The 19,291-nt window shown below is 68.6% G+C and carries 17 protein-coding genes and 1 pseudogene; 9 read left to right on the plus strand and 9 right to left on the minus strand.

The annotated features are described in order from the left end of the window. The first annotated feature begins 8 nt into the window (after window positions 1-8). The 3 genes and pseudogenes from ACIA8E_RS09185 (at window position 9) to ACIA8E_RS09195 (ending at window position 3,946) form a co-directional block, all read left to right on the plus strand. A complete protein-coding gene (locus tag ACIA8E_RS09185) occupies window positions 9-434 on the plus strand; it encodes a DUF3592 domain-containing protein (RefSeq protein ID WP_399296091.1) in 426 nt (141 codons plus the stop codon). A 427-nt stretch (window positions 435-861) separates the two neighbouring features. Then, a pseudogene (locus tag ACIA8E_RS09190) lies at window positions 862-2,456 on the plus strand (IS200/IS605 family accessory protein TnpB-related protein). A 44-nt stretch (window positions 2,457-2,500) separates the two neighbouring features. Further along, a complete protein-coding gene (locus tag ACIA8E_RS09195; protein WP_399296093.1) occupies window positions 2,501-3,946 on the plus strand; it encodes a glyceraldehyde-3-phosphate dehydrogenase in 1,446 nt (481 codons plus the stop codon). 224 nt (window positions 3,947-4,170) lie between these two features. Here the strand turns inward: ACIA8E_RS09195 and ACIA8E_RS09200 are convergent, their stop codons facing one another. Continuing rightward, complete coding sequence (locus tag ACIA8E_RS09200; RefSeq protein WP_399296095.1) at window positions 4,171-4,998, minus strand: alpha/beta fold hydrolase; 828 nt, start codon at window positions 4,996-4,998, stop codon at window positions 4,171-4,173. 77 nt (window positions 4,999-5,075) lie between these two features. On the opposite strand from ACIA8E_RS09200, the gene ACIA8E_RS09205 reads away from it, so the two are divergent. The 3 genes from ACIA8E_RS09205 (at window position 5,076) to ACIA8E_RS09215 (ending at window position 7,942) form a co-directional block, all read left to right on the plus strand. Next, window positions 5,076-5,681: a sigma-70 family RNA polymerase sigma factor gene (locus ACIA8E_RS09205; protein WP_399296097.1), complete on the plus strand. Its 606-nt coding sequence runs from the start codon at window positions 5,076-5,078 to the stop codon at window positions 5,679-5,681. A 290-nt stretch (window positions 5,682-5,971) separates the two neighbouring features. Beyond that, the gene (locus ACIA8E_RS09210; RefSeq protein WP_399296099.1) at window positions 5,972-6,472 is read left to right on the plus strand and encodes a DinB family protein; all 501 of its coding nucleotides are present in this window, start codon (window positions 5,972-5,974) and stop codon (window positions 6,470-6,472) included. A gap of 369 nt (window positions 6,473-6,841) precedes the next feature. Further along, window positions 6,842-7,942: a M20 family metallopeptidase gene (locus tag ACIA8E_RS09215; RefSeq protein WP_399296101.1), complete on the plus strand. Its 1,101-nt coding sequence runs from the start codon at window positions 6,842-6,844 to the stop codon at window positions 7,940-7,942. Here the strand turns inward: ACIA8E_RS09215 and ACIA8E_RS09220 are convergent. Further along, the gene (locus tag ACIA8E_RS09220) at window positions 7,929-8,960 is read right to left on the minus strand and encodes a zinc-dependent alcohol dehydrogenase family protein (protein ID WP_399296103.1); all 1,032 of its coding nucleotides are present in this window, start codon (window positions 8,958-8,960) and stop codon (window positions 7,929-7,931) included. The genes ACIA8E_RS09215 and ACIA8E_RS09220 overlap by 14 nt on opposite strands. A gap of 517 nt (window positions 8,961-9,477) precedes the next feature. Continuing rightward, entirely contained in the window at window positions 9,478-10,560 is a 1,083-nt protein-coding gene (locus ACIA8E_RS09225; protein WP_399296105.1) for an aldo/keto reductase, read from the minus strand. Between the two features lie 257 nt (window positions 10,561-10,817). On the opposite strand from ACIA8E_RS09225, the gene ACIA8E_RS09230 reads away from it, so the two are divergent. Beyond that, complete coding sequence (locus tag ACIA8E_RS09230; RefSeq protein WP_399296800.1) at window positions 10,818-11,630, plus strand: AraC family transcriptional regulator N-terminal domain-containing protein; 813 nt, start codon at window positions 10,818-10,820, stop codon at window positions 11,628-11,630. A gap of 317 nt (window positions 11,631-11,947) precedes the next feature. Here ACIA8E_RS09230 and ACIA8E_RS09235 read toward each other — a convergent pair whose 3' ends face one another. After that, entirely contained in the window at window positions 11,948-12,124 is a 177-nt protein-coding gene (locus ACIA8E_RS09235; protein ID WP_399296107.1) for a hypothetical protein, read from the minus strand. Between the two features lie 233 nt (window positions 12,125-12,357). Between ACIA8E_RS09235 and ACIA8E_RS09240 the strand changes: the two genes are divergently transcribed. After that, the gene (locus tag ACIA8E_RS09240; protein WP_399296109.1) at window positions 12,358-12,927 is read left to right on the plus strand and encodes a CGNR zinc finger domain-containing protein; all 570 of its coding nucleotides are present in this window, start codon (window positions 12,358-12,360) and stop codon (window positions 12,925-12,927) included. A 179-nt stretch (window positions 12,928-13,106) separates the two neighbouring features. Here ACIA8E_RS09240 and ACIA8E_RS09245 read toward each other — a convergent pair whose 3' ends face one another. The 5 genes from ACIA8E_RS09245 to ACIA8E_RS09265 form a co-directional block, all read right to left on the minus strand. Further along, window positions 13,107-14,141 carry an alpha/beta fold hydrolase gene (locus ACIA8E_RS09245; RefSeq protein WP_399296111.1) on the minus strand — a complete coding sequence of 345 codons (1,035 nt, stop codon included), beginning with the start codon at window positions 14,139-14,141 and terminating at the stop codon, window positions 13,107-13,109. Between the two features lie 215 nt (window positions 14,142-14,356). Further along, on the minus strand, window positions 14,357-14,962 hold the full coding sequence (locus tag ACIA8E_RS09250) for a GPP34 family phosphoprotein (RefSeq protein WP_399296113.1): 606 nt from the start codon (window positions 14,960-14,962) through the stop codon (window positions 14,357-14,359). 372 nt (window positions 14,963-15,334) lie between these two features. Continuing rightward, complete coding sequence (locus ACIA8E_RS09255) at window positions 15,335-16,138, minus strand: polysaccharide deacetylase family protein (protein ID WP_399296115.1); 804 nt, start codon at window positions 16,136-16,138, stop codon at window positions 15,335-15,337. Next, window positions 16,132-16,998, minus strand: coding sequence for a DMT family transporter (locus tag ACIA8E_RS09260; RefSeq protein WP_399296117.1), 867 nt, complete (start codon window positions 16,996-16,998; stop codon window positions 16,132-16,134). The genes ACIA8E_RS09255 and ACIA8E_RS09260 overlap by 7 nt, the downstream gene beginning before the upstream one ends. A gap of 42 nt (window positions 16,999-17,040) precedes the next feature. Continuing rightward, window positions 17,041-17,874, minus strand: a complete 834-nt coding sequence (locus ACIA8E_RS09265; RefSeq protein WP_399296119.1) for an SDR family NAD(P)-dependent oxidoreductase — start codon at window positions 17,872-17,874, stop codon at window positions 17,041-17,043. A gap of 197 nt (window positions 17,875-18,071) precedes the next feature. Here ACIA8E_RS09265 and ACIA8E_RS09270 point away from each other — a divergent pair, with 197 nt between their 5' ends. Beyond that, window positions 18,072-19,184: a galactosyldiacylglycerol synthase gene (locus ACIA8E_RS09270; protein ID WP_399296121.1), complete on the plus strand. Its 1,113-nt coding sequence runs from the start codon at window positions 18,072-18,074 to the stop codon at window positions 19,182-19,184. The last annotated feature ends 107 nt before the right edge of the window (window positions 19,185-19,291 follow it).

Below are 19,291 nucleotides of genomic sequence, written 5' to 3' on the forward strand. Positions count from 1 at the left end.
GGCGTGACATGGACGTGGGTGCCGTGGCCGAACTGGCGGGGATCGCCGCGTTCGGAGGCATGTTCGCCGTCCTTGTGGGGGTCTACGGCTTGCGCCAGGCACGACGAGTGAGCGAGACGGGCGTACGTGTCCAGGCGCTCGTCAAGCGACACCCGGGAGAGGTCCGTGAGGAGTCGGCCCTGCTGCGCCCGCTGCTCCAGTTCGTGACGGAGGACGACAGGGTGATGGAAGTCGTCTGTCCCGTTCCCTCCACCCGGCGACAGCCGTTCAGTGACGGCGACAACGTACATGTCTCCTACGATCCGGCCGACCCGCGAAACGTCGTGGTCCACGGGCGGGAGCGCTTGGGTCCTGAACGCGTATTCATCGCCGGGGGCGCCTTCGTCGTGCTGCTCTCGGTGACTCTGCTCGTTGTCGTGATCGCGGGTCGGTGACGGATCCGGAGCGCTTTTCGTCGTGCCCCTCCGGACGGCGTCCGAGCAGAGGTCCACCGAGCCGGTCGATGCGGACTACGTCGGCGCCCAGGCCGATGAGGATCACACAGGGGAGGGCGAACTGGTCCAGATCCGTGCAAAAAGAACGTTCAACCCCGTGCGGCGACGCATTCCGTGCCGTGGTGTGGCCATGGGGTCCGGTCGCGGGATGCGCTCAGGCGGCACCGTTTGAATGTTCAAAGTAGCGGGGGGTTGCGAGCTGCTGTCGGTTTACTGCATTGAAGTGAGTGATGGTGAGCGGGAGTGAGTCCTGTGGGTGGGTTTGTGGGGGTGGGAACGAAGGTTCTGGGGTCGAATTGGTGACCTCGGTGGCTGTCGCTCGTTGGGTCGGGTGACAGGTGTACGGCCTTGAGCGAGGGGTGATGTGGTGGGCGGCGTGCGGGAACTGGCCGTGTCCTTCGTGGTGTCTGGGCCGTGCGGGGTGGCGGTCCGGGACCGTCTCAAACACCTGACCGCCCAGGACGAGAGGGTGCTGCGTGCGGTCGGTGCGCATCAGGGTGCGCTGGCTTCCGGTGATCTCAAGGCCCGCTGTGCGGATGGTCTGGAGCACGGTGCGCAGACCTGGGCGGCGCGTAAGCGGGAGCTGACGGCACTGTCGTCGTCGCGGATCGCGGGTGCGATCACCAAGGCCACGCATGATCAGTGGGCGCTCGCACGCCGCTGCCAGGCGGCGTACATCCAGAACCTGGCGGCCGGGATCAAGACGCTGCGGCACCGGCTGTCCCTCCCGATCGGGGAGAGGGGCACCAAGCGCGCGGCGGGTGGCTACCGGTCGAGGAACGAGTGGTTCCACAAGTCCCGCCGCCTCGCGGCACTGGTGGCGCGGCACACGGCGGCTGTCGCCGAGTGGCAGGCCGGGCGGGTGCGGGTGGTGCGGGGCGGCAAGCGTCTTTTGAACACCCGCCACCACCTCACCGAGGCCCGTCTCACCGAGGACGAGTGGCGGCAACGGTGGGAGGCGGAACGCGGTTCCTCGCTGCCGATGGTGAGTCGGGGAAGCGGTTCGGGAACGAGACGATCCGCGTCACCCTGGACGGCGAAGTGTCCATCAAGCTGCCCGTTCCGCTCGCGCACCTGGCCAACACCCGGCACGGCCGGTACATCCTCACCGCCCGTATCGCGTTCGCGCACCGGGGTGCGGAGTGGGCCGACCGCATCGAAGCCAACCGGGCCGTGGCCTACCGCATCCACCTCGATACGGAGCGAGGCCGCTGGTACCTGACCGCATCCTGGCAACGCCCCATCGTGCAGACCATCCCGTTGGAGACCGCCCGCGCCCGGGGCATGATCGGTGTCGACACCAACGCGGACCACTTCGCCGCCTACCGGCTCGACCGGCACGGCAACCCCATCGATGGGCCCCGGCGGTTCTTCTACGACCTGTCCGGGACCACCGGTCACCGCGACGCACAGATCCGCCACGCCCTGACCCGACTGATCAACTGGGCCAAGTGTGCCGGTGTCGCCGCGATCGGCATCGAAGACCTCGACTTCACGCCTGAGTAGACGGCAGCTCATCTCCGGCATGCCGACCGGGAAGCTCAAGGCCCGGCTGGTATCGATGGCCGCCGAGCACGGCCGAGCGTTGTCGCGGTCGACCCCGCCTACACCAGCCTGTGGGGTGCCCAGCACTGGCAGAAACCCCTGACCACCCCACACCGAAAGATGTCCCGTCACGATGCCGCCGGTATCGCGATCGGGAGACGCGCCCTCGGACACCCGGTCCGGCGTCGGACGGCACCGGCCCCACACGACCGGAGTGATCGTGCGGGGCATCGGACCGCCCAGGCCGGACCAGGCGACCGGGGACGTGAAGGAACCCGCCCACCCACCACGGACCGGCCCCCTGGAGGGCCGTCGCCGAGCGGGAAGCGAAAGCGGGGGACCAGTGCATCCAACACCGTTCGGGATGCGCCCAGTACGCAGCAGTGGGTCCAGGACTCACTTATGTGCACTGGCTAGGAACGGTTAGCATATGAGCACCGCCTAGCTCGAAAGATAAACCTGTGACTGTCAATGAGGACTCGTTCACCAGCTGGAAGAACCGCGAGAGGATCGCGGAGTCGATGATCCCGATCATCGGGAAGTTGCACCGGGAGCGGGACGTCACGATCCTGCTTCACAGCCGCTCCTTGGTGAACAAGTCAGTGGTCAGCATCCTCAAGACCCACCGATTCGCCCGGCAGATCGCCGGTGAGGAACTCTCGGTCACCGAGACGCTGCCGTTCCTGCAGGCTCTCGCCACGCTCGATCTCGGCCCTTCCCAGATCGACATCGGCATGCTCGCCGCAACGTACAAGACCGACGACCGCGGTCTCTCGGTGGAGGAGTTCACCGCCGGAGCCGTCGCCGGCGCCACGGGTGCCAACAAGATGGAGCGCAGCGAGCCGCGCGATGTCGTCCTTTACGGCTTCGGCCGCATCGGCCGCCTCGTCGCCCGCCTGCTCATCGAGAAGGCCGGCTCCGGCAACGGCCTGCGGCTGCGTGCCATCGTCGTCCGTCAGGGCGGCGACCAGGACATCGTCAAGCGCGCCTCCCTGCTGCGCCGCGACTCGATCCACGGCCAGTTCCAGGGCACGATCACCGTCGACGAGGCGAACAGCACGATCATCGCCAACGGCAACGAGATCAAGGTGATCTATGCCAACGACCCGTCGGAGGTCGACTACACGGCGTATGGCATCAAGGACGCCATCCTCATCGACAACACCGGCAAGTGGCGCGACCGCGAGGGCCTCTCGAAGCACCTGCGCCCCGGCATCGACAAGGTCGTCCTGACCGCTCCGGGCAAGGGTGACGTCCCCAACATCGTGCACGGCGTCAACCACGACATGATCAAGCCGGACGAGCAGATCCTGTCCTGCGCGTCCTGCACCACCAACGCGATCGTCCCGCCCCTGAAGGCGATGGCGGACGAGTACGGCGTCCTGCGCGGCCACGTGGAGACCGTCCACTCGTTCACCAACGACCAGAACCTGCTGGACAACTATCACAGCGCCGACCGCCGCGGGCGCTCGGCGCCGCTCAACATGGTCATCACCGAGACCGGTGCCGCCTCCGCCGTAGCCAAGGCGCTGCCCGACCTCAAGGCGCCGATCACCGGCAGCTCGATCCGGGTCCCGGTGCCGGACGTCTCGATCGCGATCCTCAGCCTGCGGCTCGGGCGCGAGACCACCCGCGAGGAGGTCCTCGACTACCTCCGCAACGTCTCGCTGACCTCGCCGCTCAAGCGCCAGATCGACTTCACCACCGCCCCCGACGCGGTCTCGAGCGATTTCATCGGCTCGCGCCACGCCTCGATCGTCGACGCCGGCGCCACCAAGGTCGAGGGCGACAACGCGATCCTCTACCTGTGGTACGACAACGAGTTCGGCTATTCCTGCCAGGTCATCCGGGTCGTCCAGCACGTCTCCGGGGTGGAGTACCCGACCTACCCGGTTCCGGCGGTCTGATCTCGGTGGACTGTCCGATCCGCTGTCCCGGCGGGTAGGGCGGCGGTGGGGCGGCAGCCGATCCCGATGGGTATCCGGTTGCTCTCCCACCGCCGGCCGGGCTGGTGTCGGCCTCGCACCGGCCAGGGAGCTCGCCGGCACTCGGACGCCGCGGAAGACGTGGTTGACGAGGGATGGCGGCCTCGGCCTGGGGCATTTCGGTCTCCAGGGGCGTGAGCAGGTCCTCACCCCAGGAATGTCGTAGTGGTCGCCACGAACCGGTCGGCGTCGTCGAGCCAGGGATAGTGCCCCGCCCCCGGCTGCACCACGAGCGTGGCGTCAGGGAACAGCCCCGCGAACTCGGCCGCCGACTGAGGTGGGCTGTTCAAGTCGCACTCTCCGGCGACCAGCAGGACGGGTGCCTCGCAGGAGGCGAGCGCCGCACGAGTGGCCTCCGGGCTGAAGGCACCCTCGGCCGCGAAGAGAGCGACAGCTTCCTGGTTGCTCGGCCGGCCGGCTGCGTGGTGCTTCTGTGCCACGGCGTCCCAGCGGCCGTAGAAGAAGGGGGTGATGGCCTCCGAGTCGCTGCCCGTGCCCGTGGTGAGCGCCTCCAAGGCGGCGAACGCCGCCGGGAACCACGGCTCGTTTCTACGAAGCTGTGCGAGCTCGCGTCGCGTCTCCCCGGTGATCGCTATACCGACAGCTCTCGTGCTGGGGCCGATCAAAGCGAGCTTGCTGACGTTCTTCGGGTACCGAGCCACGTACTGCGTCGCAATGTTCGTGCCGGCGGAGTGGCCGAGCAGGTCCATCCGGGGAAGCCCGAGGTGTTCGCGCAGCGCCTCGACGTCGTCGACCAGGCGATCGCAGCGGTAGGAGGAGGTGTCTTCGGGAATCGCGGACCGGCCGGTGCCGCGCAGGTCCAGGACGATCAGCCGGCGGTGCGTGGACAGGCCGCCGAGGTCGCCGAGGTAGCGGGAGTCCGTGGGACCTCCCGGGAGGCAGACGACCGGGTCGCCGTCTCCGATCATGCGGTAGGCGAGCCGGGTTCCGTCAGCTGCGGAGAAGGTAGGCATGACAGGAACCCTGCCAGCTACAACCAGGTTATACAACCCGGTTATGACTGTGGAGCGCTCGGGTATATAACCGAGCTATGGCAGGCGAAGAGGACACACATCGGAACCCCGAGACGCTGACCGAGGAACAGGCCGAGCGGATGCTCGCCGGCATGAACGAGGTCATCCGTGCGGGCGAGGAGATGCGGAAGCTGCGCACCGAAATGATCAAGCTGTTCGCCGGCTTCGGCTGGACCCAGGACAGAATTGCCCAGCTCACCGACATGAGTCAGCCCGCCGTGTCCAAGCAGGTGACGAAGTACAGGACGGGCGACCCGCTGCCCCCGACGAATCTCTCCCTCGATCAGCACGACGAGCCCTGGCTCGAAGGACGCCTGTGGGGCCTTGCCGAGGAAATCTCCGAGATCTTCTACGACACCGCCCGTTGTACGCGCTACGTCCACGCCATCGCCCGGGGAAAGAAGCGCTTCACGCCCCAGAATGTCGACGAGTTGCGGCGCCTCGTCGAAGAGGACCTGATGCTGCATCAGGCGGAGATGCCCGGCAGCTACCGGAACGCCTACGACCAGATCAGCCGTGGTCTCGACATCCCCTCGAAGGTCACCACCACCACCGCTTCGGCGTCTGTGCGTCGCGCCCTCGCACACCAGATCCAGCGCGACCGTCTCAGGGGTGACGCCTGAGAGCCTGTCGGGTGGCCTTCGATCGGATAGCGGGCGCGGTCTGGTGCGTGCGATTCCAAGGCGCCGGAGTGTCCTCGATGGGGGTCCCCTGCTCGAGCGAAGCCGAGAGCTTGGGGGAGGAGCTACTAGGGCATTTCGGCAACGCGGGAAGCGTGCTTGCCAGGGCGTGGCCGCCCGATCAGAGGTCACCCGACAGGCTCTGAGTCCCGCGGATCGGTGGCCGTCCGGCCACCGCTCAACGGCCGGTATTCCAATGGATCGCCGTGGTGGCACGTTGTTACAGTCCGCGAATGACTCGACGTGTTCCCGCCACAGGCGGCGAAAAGGAAAGTTTGCGCATCAGTCTCGACCGGCACCGCGATGTCGTGCTCTGGAAACTCCGGGGTCTCGACGAGGATCAGGTGCGACGGCAGATGACGCCGTCCGGGACTTCCCTGTTGGGGCTCGTGAAGCACTTGGCGGCCACTGAGTACGGCTGGTTCAGCGAGACCTTCGGACGCGAGACGGAACCACTCCCGTTCGACGACGACGACCCGGAGGCCGATCTGCGCCCGACGCCCTCGGAGACGACCGCGGACATCGTGGCGTTCTACGGCCGCGCCCGTGCCGCGTCCGACAAGGTGATCGACGAGCTGGAGATCGACAGCGTAGGCACCGCGTGGCACGGCGAATCCGTGTCGCTGCGCTGGACGCTCATCCATATGATCGAGGAAACCGCGCGTCACGTCGGGCATATGGACATCGTGCGCGAACTCGTGGACGGGCGAACCGGCGACCACCCGCAGGACTGAAACCGCATCGTCCGCTCCTGGCCGCGCCGCCGTGGCATCCGGCATGTGATCCCGGAGAAGTCGGACCCCAAGTCCGCCCGCCTGCGGCGTGGTTCGGCAGGCGGACGGCCACCCGGCTTCGATTCCGAGGGGTGCAAGAAGCGCAACACGGTCGAGCGGGCGATCAATGAGGTGAAATGCTTTAGGGTCGTGGCCGCGCGTTATGACAAGCGCGGGTACGTCTATCCGGGCACCGGCCCCTGCGCTCGGTGCAGATGGTGCGTTTCTTGAAGTCATGGTTGTGCCAGGAGTCGGTGCGCTCGACAACCTGGCGGGCGCGGGCTCGACTCCATTCCGTCGCGGCGTACCAAGTAGCCTTGCGACGTGACGATGCACAGGACCGTCGACGTGACTGTTGACGCGATGATCGAGGACCTCAGGAAACTCGTCGAAATCGAGTCTCCCTCGCGCGATCTCGACGCCCTGGCAGCATCGGCCAAAGCCGTCGCTGCTGTCATCGAGAGCCGCCTCGGTGGGCAGGCCGTCCTGGTTGAGAGCGAAGCCGGGCCGCACGTCCACTGGTCAACTGGTGACGATCCCGAAGTTCTGATCCTCGGTCACCATGACACGGTGTTTCCGCTCGGCACCCTTGAACGCCGCCCGTTCATGGTCGAAGACGGGCACGCAACCGGCCCCGGGGTCTTCGACATGCTCGGCGGTTTGGTCCAGGCCGTTCATGGCCTGGCAACGCTCGACGACCTGTCAGGCGTCGAAATTCTGGTGACCGCCGACGAAGAGGTCGGCTCCCGCTCCTCTCGAGCGCTCATCGAAGAACGAGCCCTTGCCTGCGGCGCGGTACTCGTGCTCGAGGGGGCCGCTGACGGCGGAGCCCTGAAGACCGGCCGTAAGGGCTGTGGCACGTTCCAGGTCTCCATCGCGGGCCGGGCGTCGCACGCAGGTCTTGAACCCGCAGCCGGGGTCAACGCCCTGATCGAAGCGTCGCATCAGGTGCTGGACATCGCAGCGCTTGGTCGACCCGATATCGGCACGACTGTCACCCCGACCGTCGCGTCCGCAGGAACTCTGGACAACGTCGTTCCCGCGGAGGCGACCGTCATCGTCGACGTCCGGGTCGAGTCGACCGGTGAGAAGGACAGAGTCGAATCTGCGTTCGCGGCACTGGCTCCGCATCTCGACGGGGCGGCGATCGCGGTTCAGGGAGCTGTCGGCCGACCCCCGATGCCCGAGTCGGCGTCGGCCGAGCTCTTCGCGGTGGCCAAGCAGCTGCTTCCTGACCTCGAAGGCAAAGCAGTCGGCGGCGGAAGCGACGGCAACTTCACGGCCGCACTGGGGGTGCCGACGCTCGATGGCCTCGGAGCAGTCGGGGGCGGTGCCCACGCCGACCACGAGTACCTGGTGATCGAAGCCATGGCCGAGCGGGCGAATCTTGTTGCCGGACTGGTGAACGCGATTCGTGTCAGTCGGCGGTGAGCACCGCGGCTCCGTTCACCCGGTCCGCGGCCAGGTCGGCCAGTGCTTGATCGGCCCGCTTCAGGGGGTACCGGCTGACGGTGACCTGGATACCGATGCGCTCGGCGAGCTCGAGGAACTCGCGGCCGTCCTGGCGGGTGTTGGAGGTGACGCTGCGCAGATTCCGTTCCTGGAAGAGATGCCGCTGGTAGTTGAGCACGGGAATGTCGGAAAGATGGATTCCGGCGATCGCGAGGGTGCCCGACCGGTCCAGCGCCTCCAGAGCCACCGGGACCAGGTCACCCACCGGAGCGAACAGGATCGCCGAGTCCAACGGCTCGGGTGGACTGTCGTGGGCACCGCCGACCGATGAGGCACCCAGCGACATGGCGAGTTCACGCGCCTGCGCGGAACGCGTCATCACATGGACGGTCGCGCCCTCGGACAGGGCTACCTGGGCGGCCAGATGGGCCGACGCGCCGAAGCCGTAGATTCCGAGCCGGCCGCCCGTCGGCAACGCGCTCCGCCTCAGCGACCGGTAGCCGATGATTCCGGCGCACAGGAGAGGAGCGAGCAAGGCCGCGTCCTGTGCCTCGGGGAGACGATAGGCGAACGCCTCGGGAACGAGGACGAAGTCTGCGAATCCGCCGTCCCTGTCCCATCCCGTGTACGTGGACCTGGGGCATAGATTCTCCCGTCCCGCTCTGCAGTAACGGCAGGACCCGCAGGTATGGCGCAACCAGGCGCCGCCGACCCGGTCACCCACGCGGAACATGCTGACCGACCCGCCGACGGACGCCACACGGCCGACGATCTCGTGGCCGGGAATGGTCGACGGACGGTGGGGGGTGAGATCACCCTCGGCGAGGTGAAGGTCCGTGCGGCAGACACCGCACGCTTCAACCTCCAGCAGAAGTTCATCCGGGCCGGGCGCGGACACCGGGCGATGTGTCGGTACCAGGGGACCCGTACGCATGGGCCCAGGTGTCCCGACGGCCCAGCCGTTGAGCATCTGTGTGGCGTGGTCGGATCGCCCCATGGTCCCAGCCTGCGGCTGCCGGGCGGGTCCGGCAAACCGGCCGTCGTCTCGCTCGAGCACCCCCGTGCGCCGCCGGCATGGACGGATCGGAGTGCAGCCTGCGGGCAGCGGGCCGGTCAGCGGCGAGAGCAGAGCGGATGCGACCACCGCCCTGCTTGTCGTTTCTCGGCCCGCCTCGTGACGCTCGGTCCGGAATGGTTCTACGGTTCGATCCCGGTTGGGCCGGCCGACACGACGGTCCTCCGACGTGAACGTGTGTCCCACCGCAGGATTGCCGTGGACGCGCCTGGGCACATACCCGGTGAGCGCCAGGAGGTGGTGGCAGTGAGCCGCATCAGAATCGTCCGCCGCCCACCGCCGGTCTCGGGGCCGCCGCCCCTCGACCTGCGAACCCCGTCCGGGCGGCCTCTTCCCTACTGAGAACCACGACGCGCCCGCGTCCTGGAACCGTGATGCCAGAATCTGCCGGCCGCACCCGAGCCCCGACGTCCGCGTGGACTGCTCTTCGCCGACCTGGTCAGTAGCGGGCGCTGCTGGCCTGCAGCAGCGGGGACACCGTCGAGGGGCGCCCGTCCACGGTGGCTCCGCCGAACTGGATCATCGGCGCCAATGCCCTGTTGTTGTCGGCGGGGAAGTTCAGCATGGGGGCGGACACGTCATCCAGCACACCGCGCTGGGCCTCGGTGAGGGTCAGGTCCAGGGCATGCAGGTTCGCCTCGAACTGGTCGATGCGGCGCGCGCCGACCAGAGTGGAGGTGATCCCGGGACGACCCTGCACCCAGGCCAGGGCCACTGCGGCGGCGCTGGCGCCCACTTCGCCGGCGACGGCGTTGAGCGCGTCGATCACGACATAGTCGGCCTCGCTCGGGGCACCGACCAGCTGCGTGCGCGTGGTGTCGACCGGGCCCGTGGCGGCGCTGGAGTACTTGCCGGACAGGAACCCGCTCTTCAGCGGGCCCCATGGCATCACACCCATGCCCAGAGCCTGAGCCATGGGGATCAACTCCCCCTCCGAGGTGCGCTCGAGCAGGGAGTACTCCAACTGCAGCGCGATGATCGGAGCCCACCCGCGGAAGCGCGCGATGGTTGCCGCCTCGGCAGCAGCCCACGCCGGCACGTCGGAGAATCCGACATAGCGGACCTTGCCGTCGCGGATCATGTCATCCAGTGCGCGGAGCGTCTCCTCGACCGGCGTGGCCGGGTCGAAATTGTGCAGCCAGTAGATGTCGACGTAGTCGGTCTGCAGACGCCGCAGCGAGTTCTCCAGCTGTTGCACGATCGCCTTCCGGCCGGGTCCGCCGCCGTTGGGGTCGTTCTCGTACAGGTTGCCGAAGAACTTCGTCCCGATCACGACCCGATCACGCAGCGTGGACCGGCTCGCGAAGTAGTCGCCGATGATCTTCTCGGAGTGGCCGTTGGTGTAGATGTTGGCGGTGTCGATCGAGTTGCCGCCCCGGTCCAGATAGGCAGCCAGAATGTTCACGGACTCCTGTGGGCTGCTGCCCCACCCGAGATCCTCACCGAAGGTCATCGTGCCCAGCGTGAAGGGGCTGACGCGCAGACCCGAGCGGCCGAGCGTTACGTAGGAATCGAGCGACATGGCGGAACTCCCTGGTGGAACGATGTTCGGGGACGCCGTGGAGGCCGTCCCAGTGCCCCTCCATTCGACCCCGCCGCCTGGCGATCTCCTAGACCGATGTGCGCGGATCGTTGCACAATCCGCTCAACCTTGCCCCGATCGCGTTGGCCTCGCGCACCATGCCATGGTCCACTGGTGTGGTGCATCACCTGGACGAAATCCGTAGCCGGATCGCGCGGCTTGCCGCAGGCAGCCCACGCCCGGTGCGGGTCGAGGGAATGACGGTGTTCTCGACCGAGCACGTGACCGAACCGCTGGGCACGGTCACCGAACCCGTGATCGCTCTGGTGGCCCAGGGGGCGAAGCGCTCGGTTCTCAATGACCGCGTATTCGACTACCACTCGGGCCAGTACCTCGTCGCGACTGTCGACCTTCCCCTGACCTCACAGATCACCGACGCCACGCCCACCGAGCCGTTTCTCGCGTTCGGGCTTCCGTTGCAACCGGAGATCGTCGCGCAACTGCTGGTGGAAGCCGGCCCCACCGGCCACCCCTCTCATGACGGACCGGGCATCGCGACCAGCAATGCCGACGACGAGCTGCTCGACGCCGTCGTCCGGCTGCTGCGCCTGCTGGACGAGCCACGTGACATCCCGGTGCTGGCGCCCGGCGTGCGACGCGAGATTCATTGGCGACTGCTGAACGGGCCCCAGGCGGCCCTGGTCAGGCAGATCGGCCTGGCCGACAGTCGCATGACCCTCGTCGCCCGTGCGACCGAGTGGATCAAGAATCATTATGACCAGGTGATCCGCATCGAGGACCTCGCCCGCGAAGTCGGTATGAGCGTCTCCTCGCTCAACCGGCACTTCCGTGCGGTGACCGCCATGAGTCCGCTGCAGTATCAAAAGCAACTCCGACTCCAGAAGGCCCGCATTCAGCTCATCGCGGCGTCGCACGACGTGGCCACGATTGGACACGCCGTCGGCTACGACAGCCCGTCGCAGTTCAGCCGCGAGTACCGGCGCATGTTCGGAGCCCCGCCGGGACAGGACGCGGCACGCCTCCAAACCGCAGTGATCGTCCAGGAGTAGACGCTCGGTCACGCCGCCTCCCGCCGTCGGACCGCGCCTGTCAGGGGCACGGGACCAGCAGGGCCACGCCCGGAGACGTAACAAGGCCTACGGGTCGTCCAGGAAGCCCTTGGCTGACGGCCAGGGCGGGTTGGCGGGGCGTGGGCCGCGGGCCACACCCACGGCTTGAGATCTCCCGGGGTGAGGGGGCGTTTCAGAAGAGCTGGACGAAGCAGCCGAAGGCAATGGTCACCACACCCACGGCTACCGACACCCTCTTCAGCGCCATCGACATTTTCATGGGAATCCCTTGCTGGATGGTCGGAGCGTCTGGCACGTCACAGACACATGCGGGCGAGCCACTCGTCGTAGTTGTACGCATTCCTCGCCGGATCCAGGACTGTGGCTGCGTGCCCTTCGGTCGTGTCCTCCAGGCGGATGCGCTCCGGCAGTTTGCCGAACCGGGCGTGACGGGCCACTTCGGCGTCGCTCGGAACCTTCTCTGTTCGCGACATGGGTCGCCTCCTGCGCTTGTTGTGCTGAAGCGTGGGTCGTTACCGGTTGCCGGGGATGCGGCACCGTCGAGGGTGATGGCCCGTGTGATCACGTGTACGGCGCCGAAGACGAACTGCCGAACTTCCGGAGAGTCCGTGTCGGACGCCGCAGGTGCTACGTACTCACAGTTGCATCACTGGTCAGAGTGGTGACGATGTTTGCACGCAAGTTCGTCACCTGTCAAGGTGGTGACATGGAACACGTCTTTCCCAGTGGCACCGTGTCGCTCGACTTCGTGGGAACGCTGCGGGCGCGGCGCAACGCCGTGCCCTGGGACATGCTCAGATCGCCGGAGAGTCTCGACTCCTGGTTCCGCGAATCCGGAACCACTGACGGGGGCACGAACTGCAAGGCGTCGGACGTCGAGGAGGCGGTCGCTCTTCGAGAGGCGATCTATCTGCTGGTCACCGCCAGGCTGGCGAACGAGAGCTACGACGAGGGGGCGCTTTCGTCGGTGAACCGCGTAGCGAACACGCCCCCTGCAGTTCCGCAGCTCACTCCGGCGGGGCGCCGGATCGAAGCCACCCCGCAGCAGGCACTCTCCTCCGTGGCCCGGGACGCCATCGACATCCTCAGCGGGGTGGACATGCCGCTGCTCAAGGAGTGCGCGAATCCCGAGTGCACGCAGATCTACATCGACCGTTCACGGGGAGCGCGCCGAGAGTGGTGCGCCATGGATCCGTGCGGCAACAAGATCAAGGCGGCGGCCTACCGCGCCCGCAAGCGTGCGGGCAAGTCGGCATCAGTCGCCACGCGTCCTTGATCGGGGCGGGGTGACGATCTCGATCCCGCTCGTCGAGCCGCAGCAGCCGGCGCTCCGGTCCGGTTGCAGGTCCGCCGGCTGACAGCGGCGAGGCGTTCCGATGAGCCGGAGGTTGGTGACGTCGAGTTGCGCGGACGGACATCCGTTGGACGGCCGTAAGCAGACAGCGGGTTGCCCGATCAGAAGCCGTCGACCTCGACGACGGCTTGGGTAAAGGCTTCGGGGGCCTCCTGCGGCAGGTTGTGGCCGACGCCCTTCAGCGTCCGGTGGGCGTATTTGCCCGTGAAGCGGCCGCGATAACTGGCGCCGTCTCCGGGAGGAGTGAAGGGATCCAGCTCACCGTCAAGGGTGATCGTCGGGAGCGAGATGACGGGGCTTTGGGCAAGTTGCTTTTCGAGATGATCGAATTGTGGGTCGCCCCCGGCCAGGCCAAGTCGCCAGCGGTAGTTGCGAATCACGATGGGGACCCAGTCGGGATTGTCGAAGGCCGCTGCAGTGCGCTCGAACGTTGCGTCATCGAAATGCCACGTCGGGGAGACGTTCTTCCAGATGAGCTTCGCGAAAGGGTGCTTGTACTGCTCGAGGCCGAGCCTGCCCCTTTCCGTGGCGAAGTAGTACTGATACCACCACGTCCACTCGGCCTCCGGCGGCAGCGGCGCCTTGTTGCGCTCACGGTTGGTGATCAGATAGCCGGTCACCGAGACCAGCGCCTTGCAGCGTGCCGGCCAGAGCGCCGCGATGATGTCGGCCGTCCGTGCGCCCCAGTCGAAGCCGGCGAGGACCGCCTTCTCGATCTTCAGCGCATCCATCAGCGCGATGATGTCGAGAGCGAACACCGACTGCTGAGCATTCCGGAACGTCTTGCTCGAAAGGAAGCGCGTCGTGCCATGACCGCGCAGATACGGGACGATCACCCTGTAGCCCTTGGCGGCCAGCAAGGGTGTCACGTCGACATAGCTGTGAATGTCGTAGGGCCAGCCGTGCAGAAGGACGACCACGGGGCCGTCGGCGGGGCCGGCCTCGGCGTATCCGATGTTCAGGACTCCGGCATCGACCTGCTTCAGTGGACCGAAAGACGTGTGACCCGGCCCGCCTATGGGGGGCACCGTGTACTTTTCCCGGTCGGGCGCCGAGGCGGATGTCACCGACAGTGCCGGCAGCGAGGCTCCGACAGCCCCTGCGGTGAGCATTCTGGAAAACGCGCGCCTGTCCATCGGGTTTTCCTTTCTACGAAGTCTCTACGCGCTCATGCATGCCGGGCGAGCGGCCACATCGGACGTGGCGGACGAATCAATTGGGTACCTGCGTGACGTCATGGGCCGACGGCGCAAGTTGGCCATCGGGTTCCATGACGGCCTCATTCGGGGCTCATCGCCGGTGACTGAAGCTCCCGGCTTGTGGACGCGGTTCGCGGTCCGCCCGTGCCCCGTCACTGGCCGCGCCAGATGTTGTCGAAGGCCGCATCTTCGATGGCTCGCCGTTGCCGTACGGCCTCCAGTTCCATCACTGCGTCGTTGACGGCGGCGAGCACCGTCTCGACCGCGTCGTCGGCCACGCTCGGGGAGGCCTCAGCAGGCATTTCGCGGATTCCGACGGCGGCGGCGAGGACCGCGAGGACGGGCTCACCCGACGTCCAGCGTTCCGCCGCGTGGCGGCGAGCGGGCGAGTCGACCAGTGCCGTCCGAGCGGTCCGCGCGGGACTCCAGCGGCCGTGCTGCCGGGTGACCTGTCCTTCCGCCTCCAGGGCGGCCAGATAGGCCGAGGACAGTCCGCGGCCCCGGCGCCACAGCCAGTCCTCGACCGACTCGTAGGGAATCTGCCGAACAAGCGACGACGCGGCCTCGTCCAACAGGCGATCAGCCAGTGTCGACCGGGCACTCGGCACGATGCGGTCGTCATCCAGTGTCAGGGCCCGGGCGTCGATGAGGTCGATCACCTCGGCTCCCGCGAGCGCGAGCGACAGATCGCCCTGCTCCACGGGACGGCTGGGTTCCACGTCCAAGGCGACGATCAACAGATCTTGCGGTGTGGTCATGAAGGGCTCCACGTCAGAAGCATCGGTGACGATACGTCGCTGAGCAGCTGGCCCGGCACCGGGCGCGAGGCCGAACGCGGTCGGGCCTGAGGACCGGCCGGACACCGGGGACGGTGTCCGGGGATGTCCGGGGATACGAGCTTCTTGTACCTGGCCGACTGTAGCCCGGTCGCGTCGGCGGCGGTCGGTCGAAGCCGGGGCGGTTACTCCGGTGCGGGCCATCCGGGGAGTGCGCGCCGCACGAGCGCCATGGCGGTACGGGAAGCCGATCCGCGGGACAGCGACTGCAACGCGGCGGCGCGGATCACGAGGGCGGCCGGGGCCAGGGACCGGATCCCGTTCCGGGCGTCCCCACCGGCGAGGCCGTCGCTGTCACTGGTGGCGCCGTGCCCGTTCAGGGTGTGGGCCGGTGTCGACGCGCCCGATGCCGTGCTCGGCGAGCGGGCCGGCCGTCAGACCGAGTCGGCGGCACTCGGCGAGCAGGCCGGGCAGCGCACCCAGCGCGGCCCGCCAGGCGCCCGGCGCGCTCCACCCGTCCGCGTCGTGCAGCAGCACGGTGCCACCGCCGGCCAGATCTGCGAGGACCGATGCCCGCACGGAGCGGGCATCGGCGTGCGCCGTCCAGTCCCGGCCCCAGGCCGACCACAGCACCGGTCGCAGCCCGGCGCGGCGGGCAGCGGCCAGGCGGCCGCCGGTGAGGATGCCGTAAGGCGGCCGGTACCACTGCGGAACGGTCCCGCAGATCTGCCGTACCGCGCCGACGGTGCGCGTCACCTCCCGTACGTCGCGCAGCGGCGTGGGGAACCAGGGGCGCTCGTGCTGCCAGCCGTGCACCGCGACCTCGTGACCACCCGCCACAAGCGCCCGGCCGAGGGCCGGATGCCGTTCCAGTGAGCTGCCGATGACGAAGAAGGTGGCCCGCACCCGGTACTCGTCCAGGACGTGCAGGAAGTGTGGGGTGCTGGCCGGGTCCGGCCCGTCGTCGAAGGTCAGCGCCACGTGGGCGGGATGGCCGCGGCCGTCCAGCGCCGGGCTGAGGATCCTCCGTACGGGCGGCAGCCAGGTGGCGGCGGGCCCGATGTGCCACGCGGCAGCCACGGCAGCGGCCGCACCCACCGCGCCGGCCACCGCGCCGGACGACACTGCCGTCCGCCCTGCGTCGGAGCGTCCTACCATCGCTGTTCCTCCTTTCCGGAGACAACCGGTGAACTGCTCAGATGCACGCTGGCGAGCGCGATGAGCCCCAGTGCCGCAGCCTCCGGCAGCACCCGCCAGCCCAGGTCGATCTGCTCTTCGAAGAGCGCGACGCCCAGAATGACGCTCAGCAACGAGTCGCCGAGCGTGAGCGCGGGCTGCGACGCCGCCAGCGAGCCGGCCCGCAATGTGGCCTGCAACAGGAGGAAGGAGCTCAGGCCCACGGCCGCGGCCGTGTAGATCTGCCACGTCGCGAACAGCCCCTCGACCCCGTCGGACACCAGGCCGAGAGTGTCCTTGATCAGCGCCGCGGTGAAGGCGAAGCCGATGGCGGTCGCCGACCCCAGTACCGCCGCACGGGCGGAACCCCGCAGTCGCATTCCCACCACGATCAGCACGGTCGACACGGCGGCGGTGGGCACGGCGCTGAACAGCCACCTCTTCGGCGGCACGGTATCCAGGCCGCCGGTCGGACCGGCCAGCACGAGGAAGACCGCCAGACCCAGCGCCATCCCGAGGAACGCCCCCCATGTACGCAACCCGGGCGGCCGCCGGAAGACGATCGCAGCCAGTACCAGCGTGAACAGCAGCTCCGTCGTCATCACCGGCTGCACCACAGCCAGTGGGCCGTTCGCCAGGGCCAGGACCTGTGCCAGCCCGGAGACGACCAGCAGCCCCGCGCCCCAGCGCCAGGCAGGCCGGCGGATGAATCCCATCTTTCCGAACAGACGGCTGCCCGGGAGGCCGGGCAGGTCGACCGCCGCGGCGCGGCGCTGCAGCACGGAGGCTCCCGCGTTACCCAGCGCGGCGAGCAGCGCCAGTACGACGGAGAGGATGATCACGTGTCACCAACCCTGCGCGCGTGTCCGTTGCCGTGGGCCCGCTCAGCCAAAGCGCGTGGCCAGCCTGCGGAACAGCCGCGGCGCCACACCCTGCACCCGTCCCGGCACGCCCAGCCAGCGCGGCACGGCGATCTCGTCCCGCCCACCGGTCAGCGCCTCCTCGACCGCAGCCGCGACCCGCCCGGCGGGTACCGGCCGGGGCCAGGACCGTGTGTAGGGGGTGCCACGGCGGGTGAAGAACGGCGTGTCGACGGGACCCGGCAGCACCAGGCAGAGCTGGACGCCGGTGCCCTGGAGCTCGTAGCGCAGGCTGTCCGCGAACGCGATCAGCGAGCCCTTCGTCGCCGCGTACGCCGCCTCACCCCGCACGCCGAACCGGCCGGCGACAGAGCCGATGAGCACCAGCCGGCCCGATCCGCGGGACACCATTTGCGGCAGGACCAGGCGCACGAGATGGAGAACGGCGCAGACGTTGACATTCACCAGGCGTTCCACGGTGGCGGGCGGCATCTCTGTGTAGGCCCCCGCCCAGCCGAGCCCCGCTGCGGCGACGAGTGCGTCGACTCGGCCGCTGTGCGCCAGTGCAGCCTCGGCCAGCTTGCGGCAGCCCTCCCCGGAGGCCAGGTCCATCGGCAGCGCGACACCGGAAGTACGCGCGGCGACACTGCCGAGCCGGTCTTCGTCCCGTCCGTTCAGCAGCAGCTCCCATCGGCCGCCGACTGCGAGCCGCGAGGCGACTTCGGCGCCGATACCGGAGGAGGCCCCGGTGATCAACACGACCGGACGTGGGCCGCGGGCAGACGGACCGGCCGCAGCCGACAGCGACACATCGGCCTCGGCTGCGGGCGTACCGCGGGGTAGGGGGCTCTTGCGCATGGGCCTTCCGTCCTCCGGGGCCGCCGACATCCTGGTGCTCTCGAGGCACCGCCTGTACCGACCCGTACTGAGTAATCCTTCGGTGCAACGGACGCACCGGCAAACGCGCTAGACCGCACTGGGCTAACGGCCCGCCCGTCCGGGTGTGGCGCACCGGCTGCCATGCGCGGATCCTCCATGCGGGGGAACATCCAAGAATGGGACGTCGGATTCTGATCGTCAGCGCGAGCATGGGCGCCGGACACGATGCCGTCGCCGCCGAACTGGCCGTGCGTCTGCGGTCGGGCGGCCACCTGACGGCATGTGTTGACCTCCTCGACCTCCTGCCCCCCGGCGCCGGGCGCGGGCTGCGCGCCCTCTACCGCACGACGCTGCGCCGCTGCCCATGGGCCTACGGAGCGGTCTATTCGGCATTCTTCCGCGAGCGCGGAGACCCGGGCGACCGGAACAACTGGGCGCTGGGCACCGGGCCGCTGGCCGCAGTCCTGGAGCCACGCCTGCGCAACGTCGTGGAACGCCGGCGACCGGACGCGCTTGTCTCCACCTTCCACCAGGCTGCTCAGGTCACGGGGCGGCTGCGATCCCGGGGCGGTGTCTGCCCGCCCAGCACGGTCGTGGTCACCGACTTCGCCGTGCACCGACAGTGGCTGCATCCCGGCAACGACCTGCACCTGTGCCTGACCGAGGCCGCCGCGGCACGAGTCCGCGCCACGACCGGACGCCCGGCGGATGTGTGCGGCCCGATCGTGCCGCCGGCCTTCGCCTCGGTCGGCCACGAGACCCCGGGCGGTCAGCCGTCGCGCTGGGCGCGGGAGTTCGCGCGGCGCGGCCCCGGCCGCCCACCTGTGCTGATTTCGGCCGGGGCCTGGGGCGTGGGACACGGGCTGACCGACACGGCGCTGCTGCTCGCCGGCGCGGGCCACATACCGGTGCTGCTGTGCGGCAGGGACGAACAGCTGCGGGAGCGTGCCGCGCTGCTTCCTGGCGTTCTGGCGCTGGGCTGGGTCGAGGACCTGCCCGACCTCATGGCGGCTTCGAGCGCCCTGGTGGACAACGCCGCGGGGCAGACGGCCCAGCAGGCCCTCGCCGCCGGCGTACCGGTCGTCGGATACCGGCCGATCGCCGGTCACGGCGCTGAGGGCGTCAGCGAGATGGCTGCCGCAGGCCTCACCGATCATGCTGCCGACGAGATCGCGCTGCTCCGCTCGCTGGATCGGCTGGTGCGCCCCGGCCCGGACCGGGACCGGCAGGTCGCTGCCGGGCGGGCTGTCTTCACCGTGGACGCGGCCGGACTGGTCGCCTGCTCCTGACGACCACTGACGACCGCCTGTTGTTCGGGGTGCGGGAGGGCGCCACCCACCAGGGCAGGCCGCACGGGCCGGCCGGTCGCCACCTCGTGTGAGCCGCAATTCGGCTC

Source organism: Streptomyces sp. NPDC051664 (assembly GCF_044453545.1).
Lineage (GTDB): Bacteria > Actinomycetota > Actinomycetes > Streptomycetales > Streptomycetaceae > Streptomyces.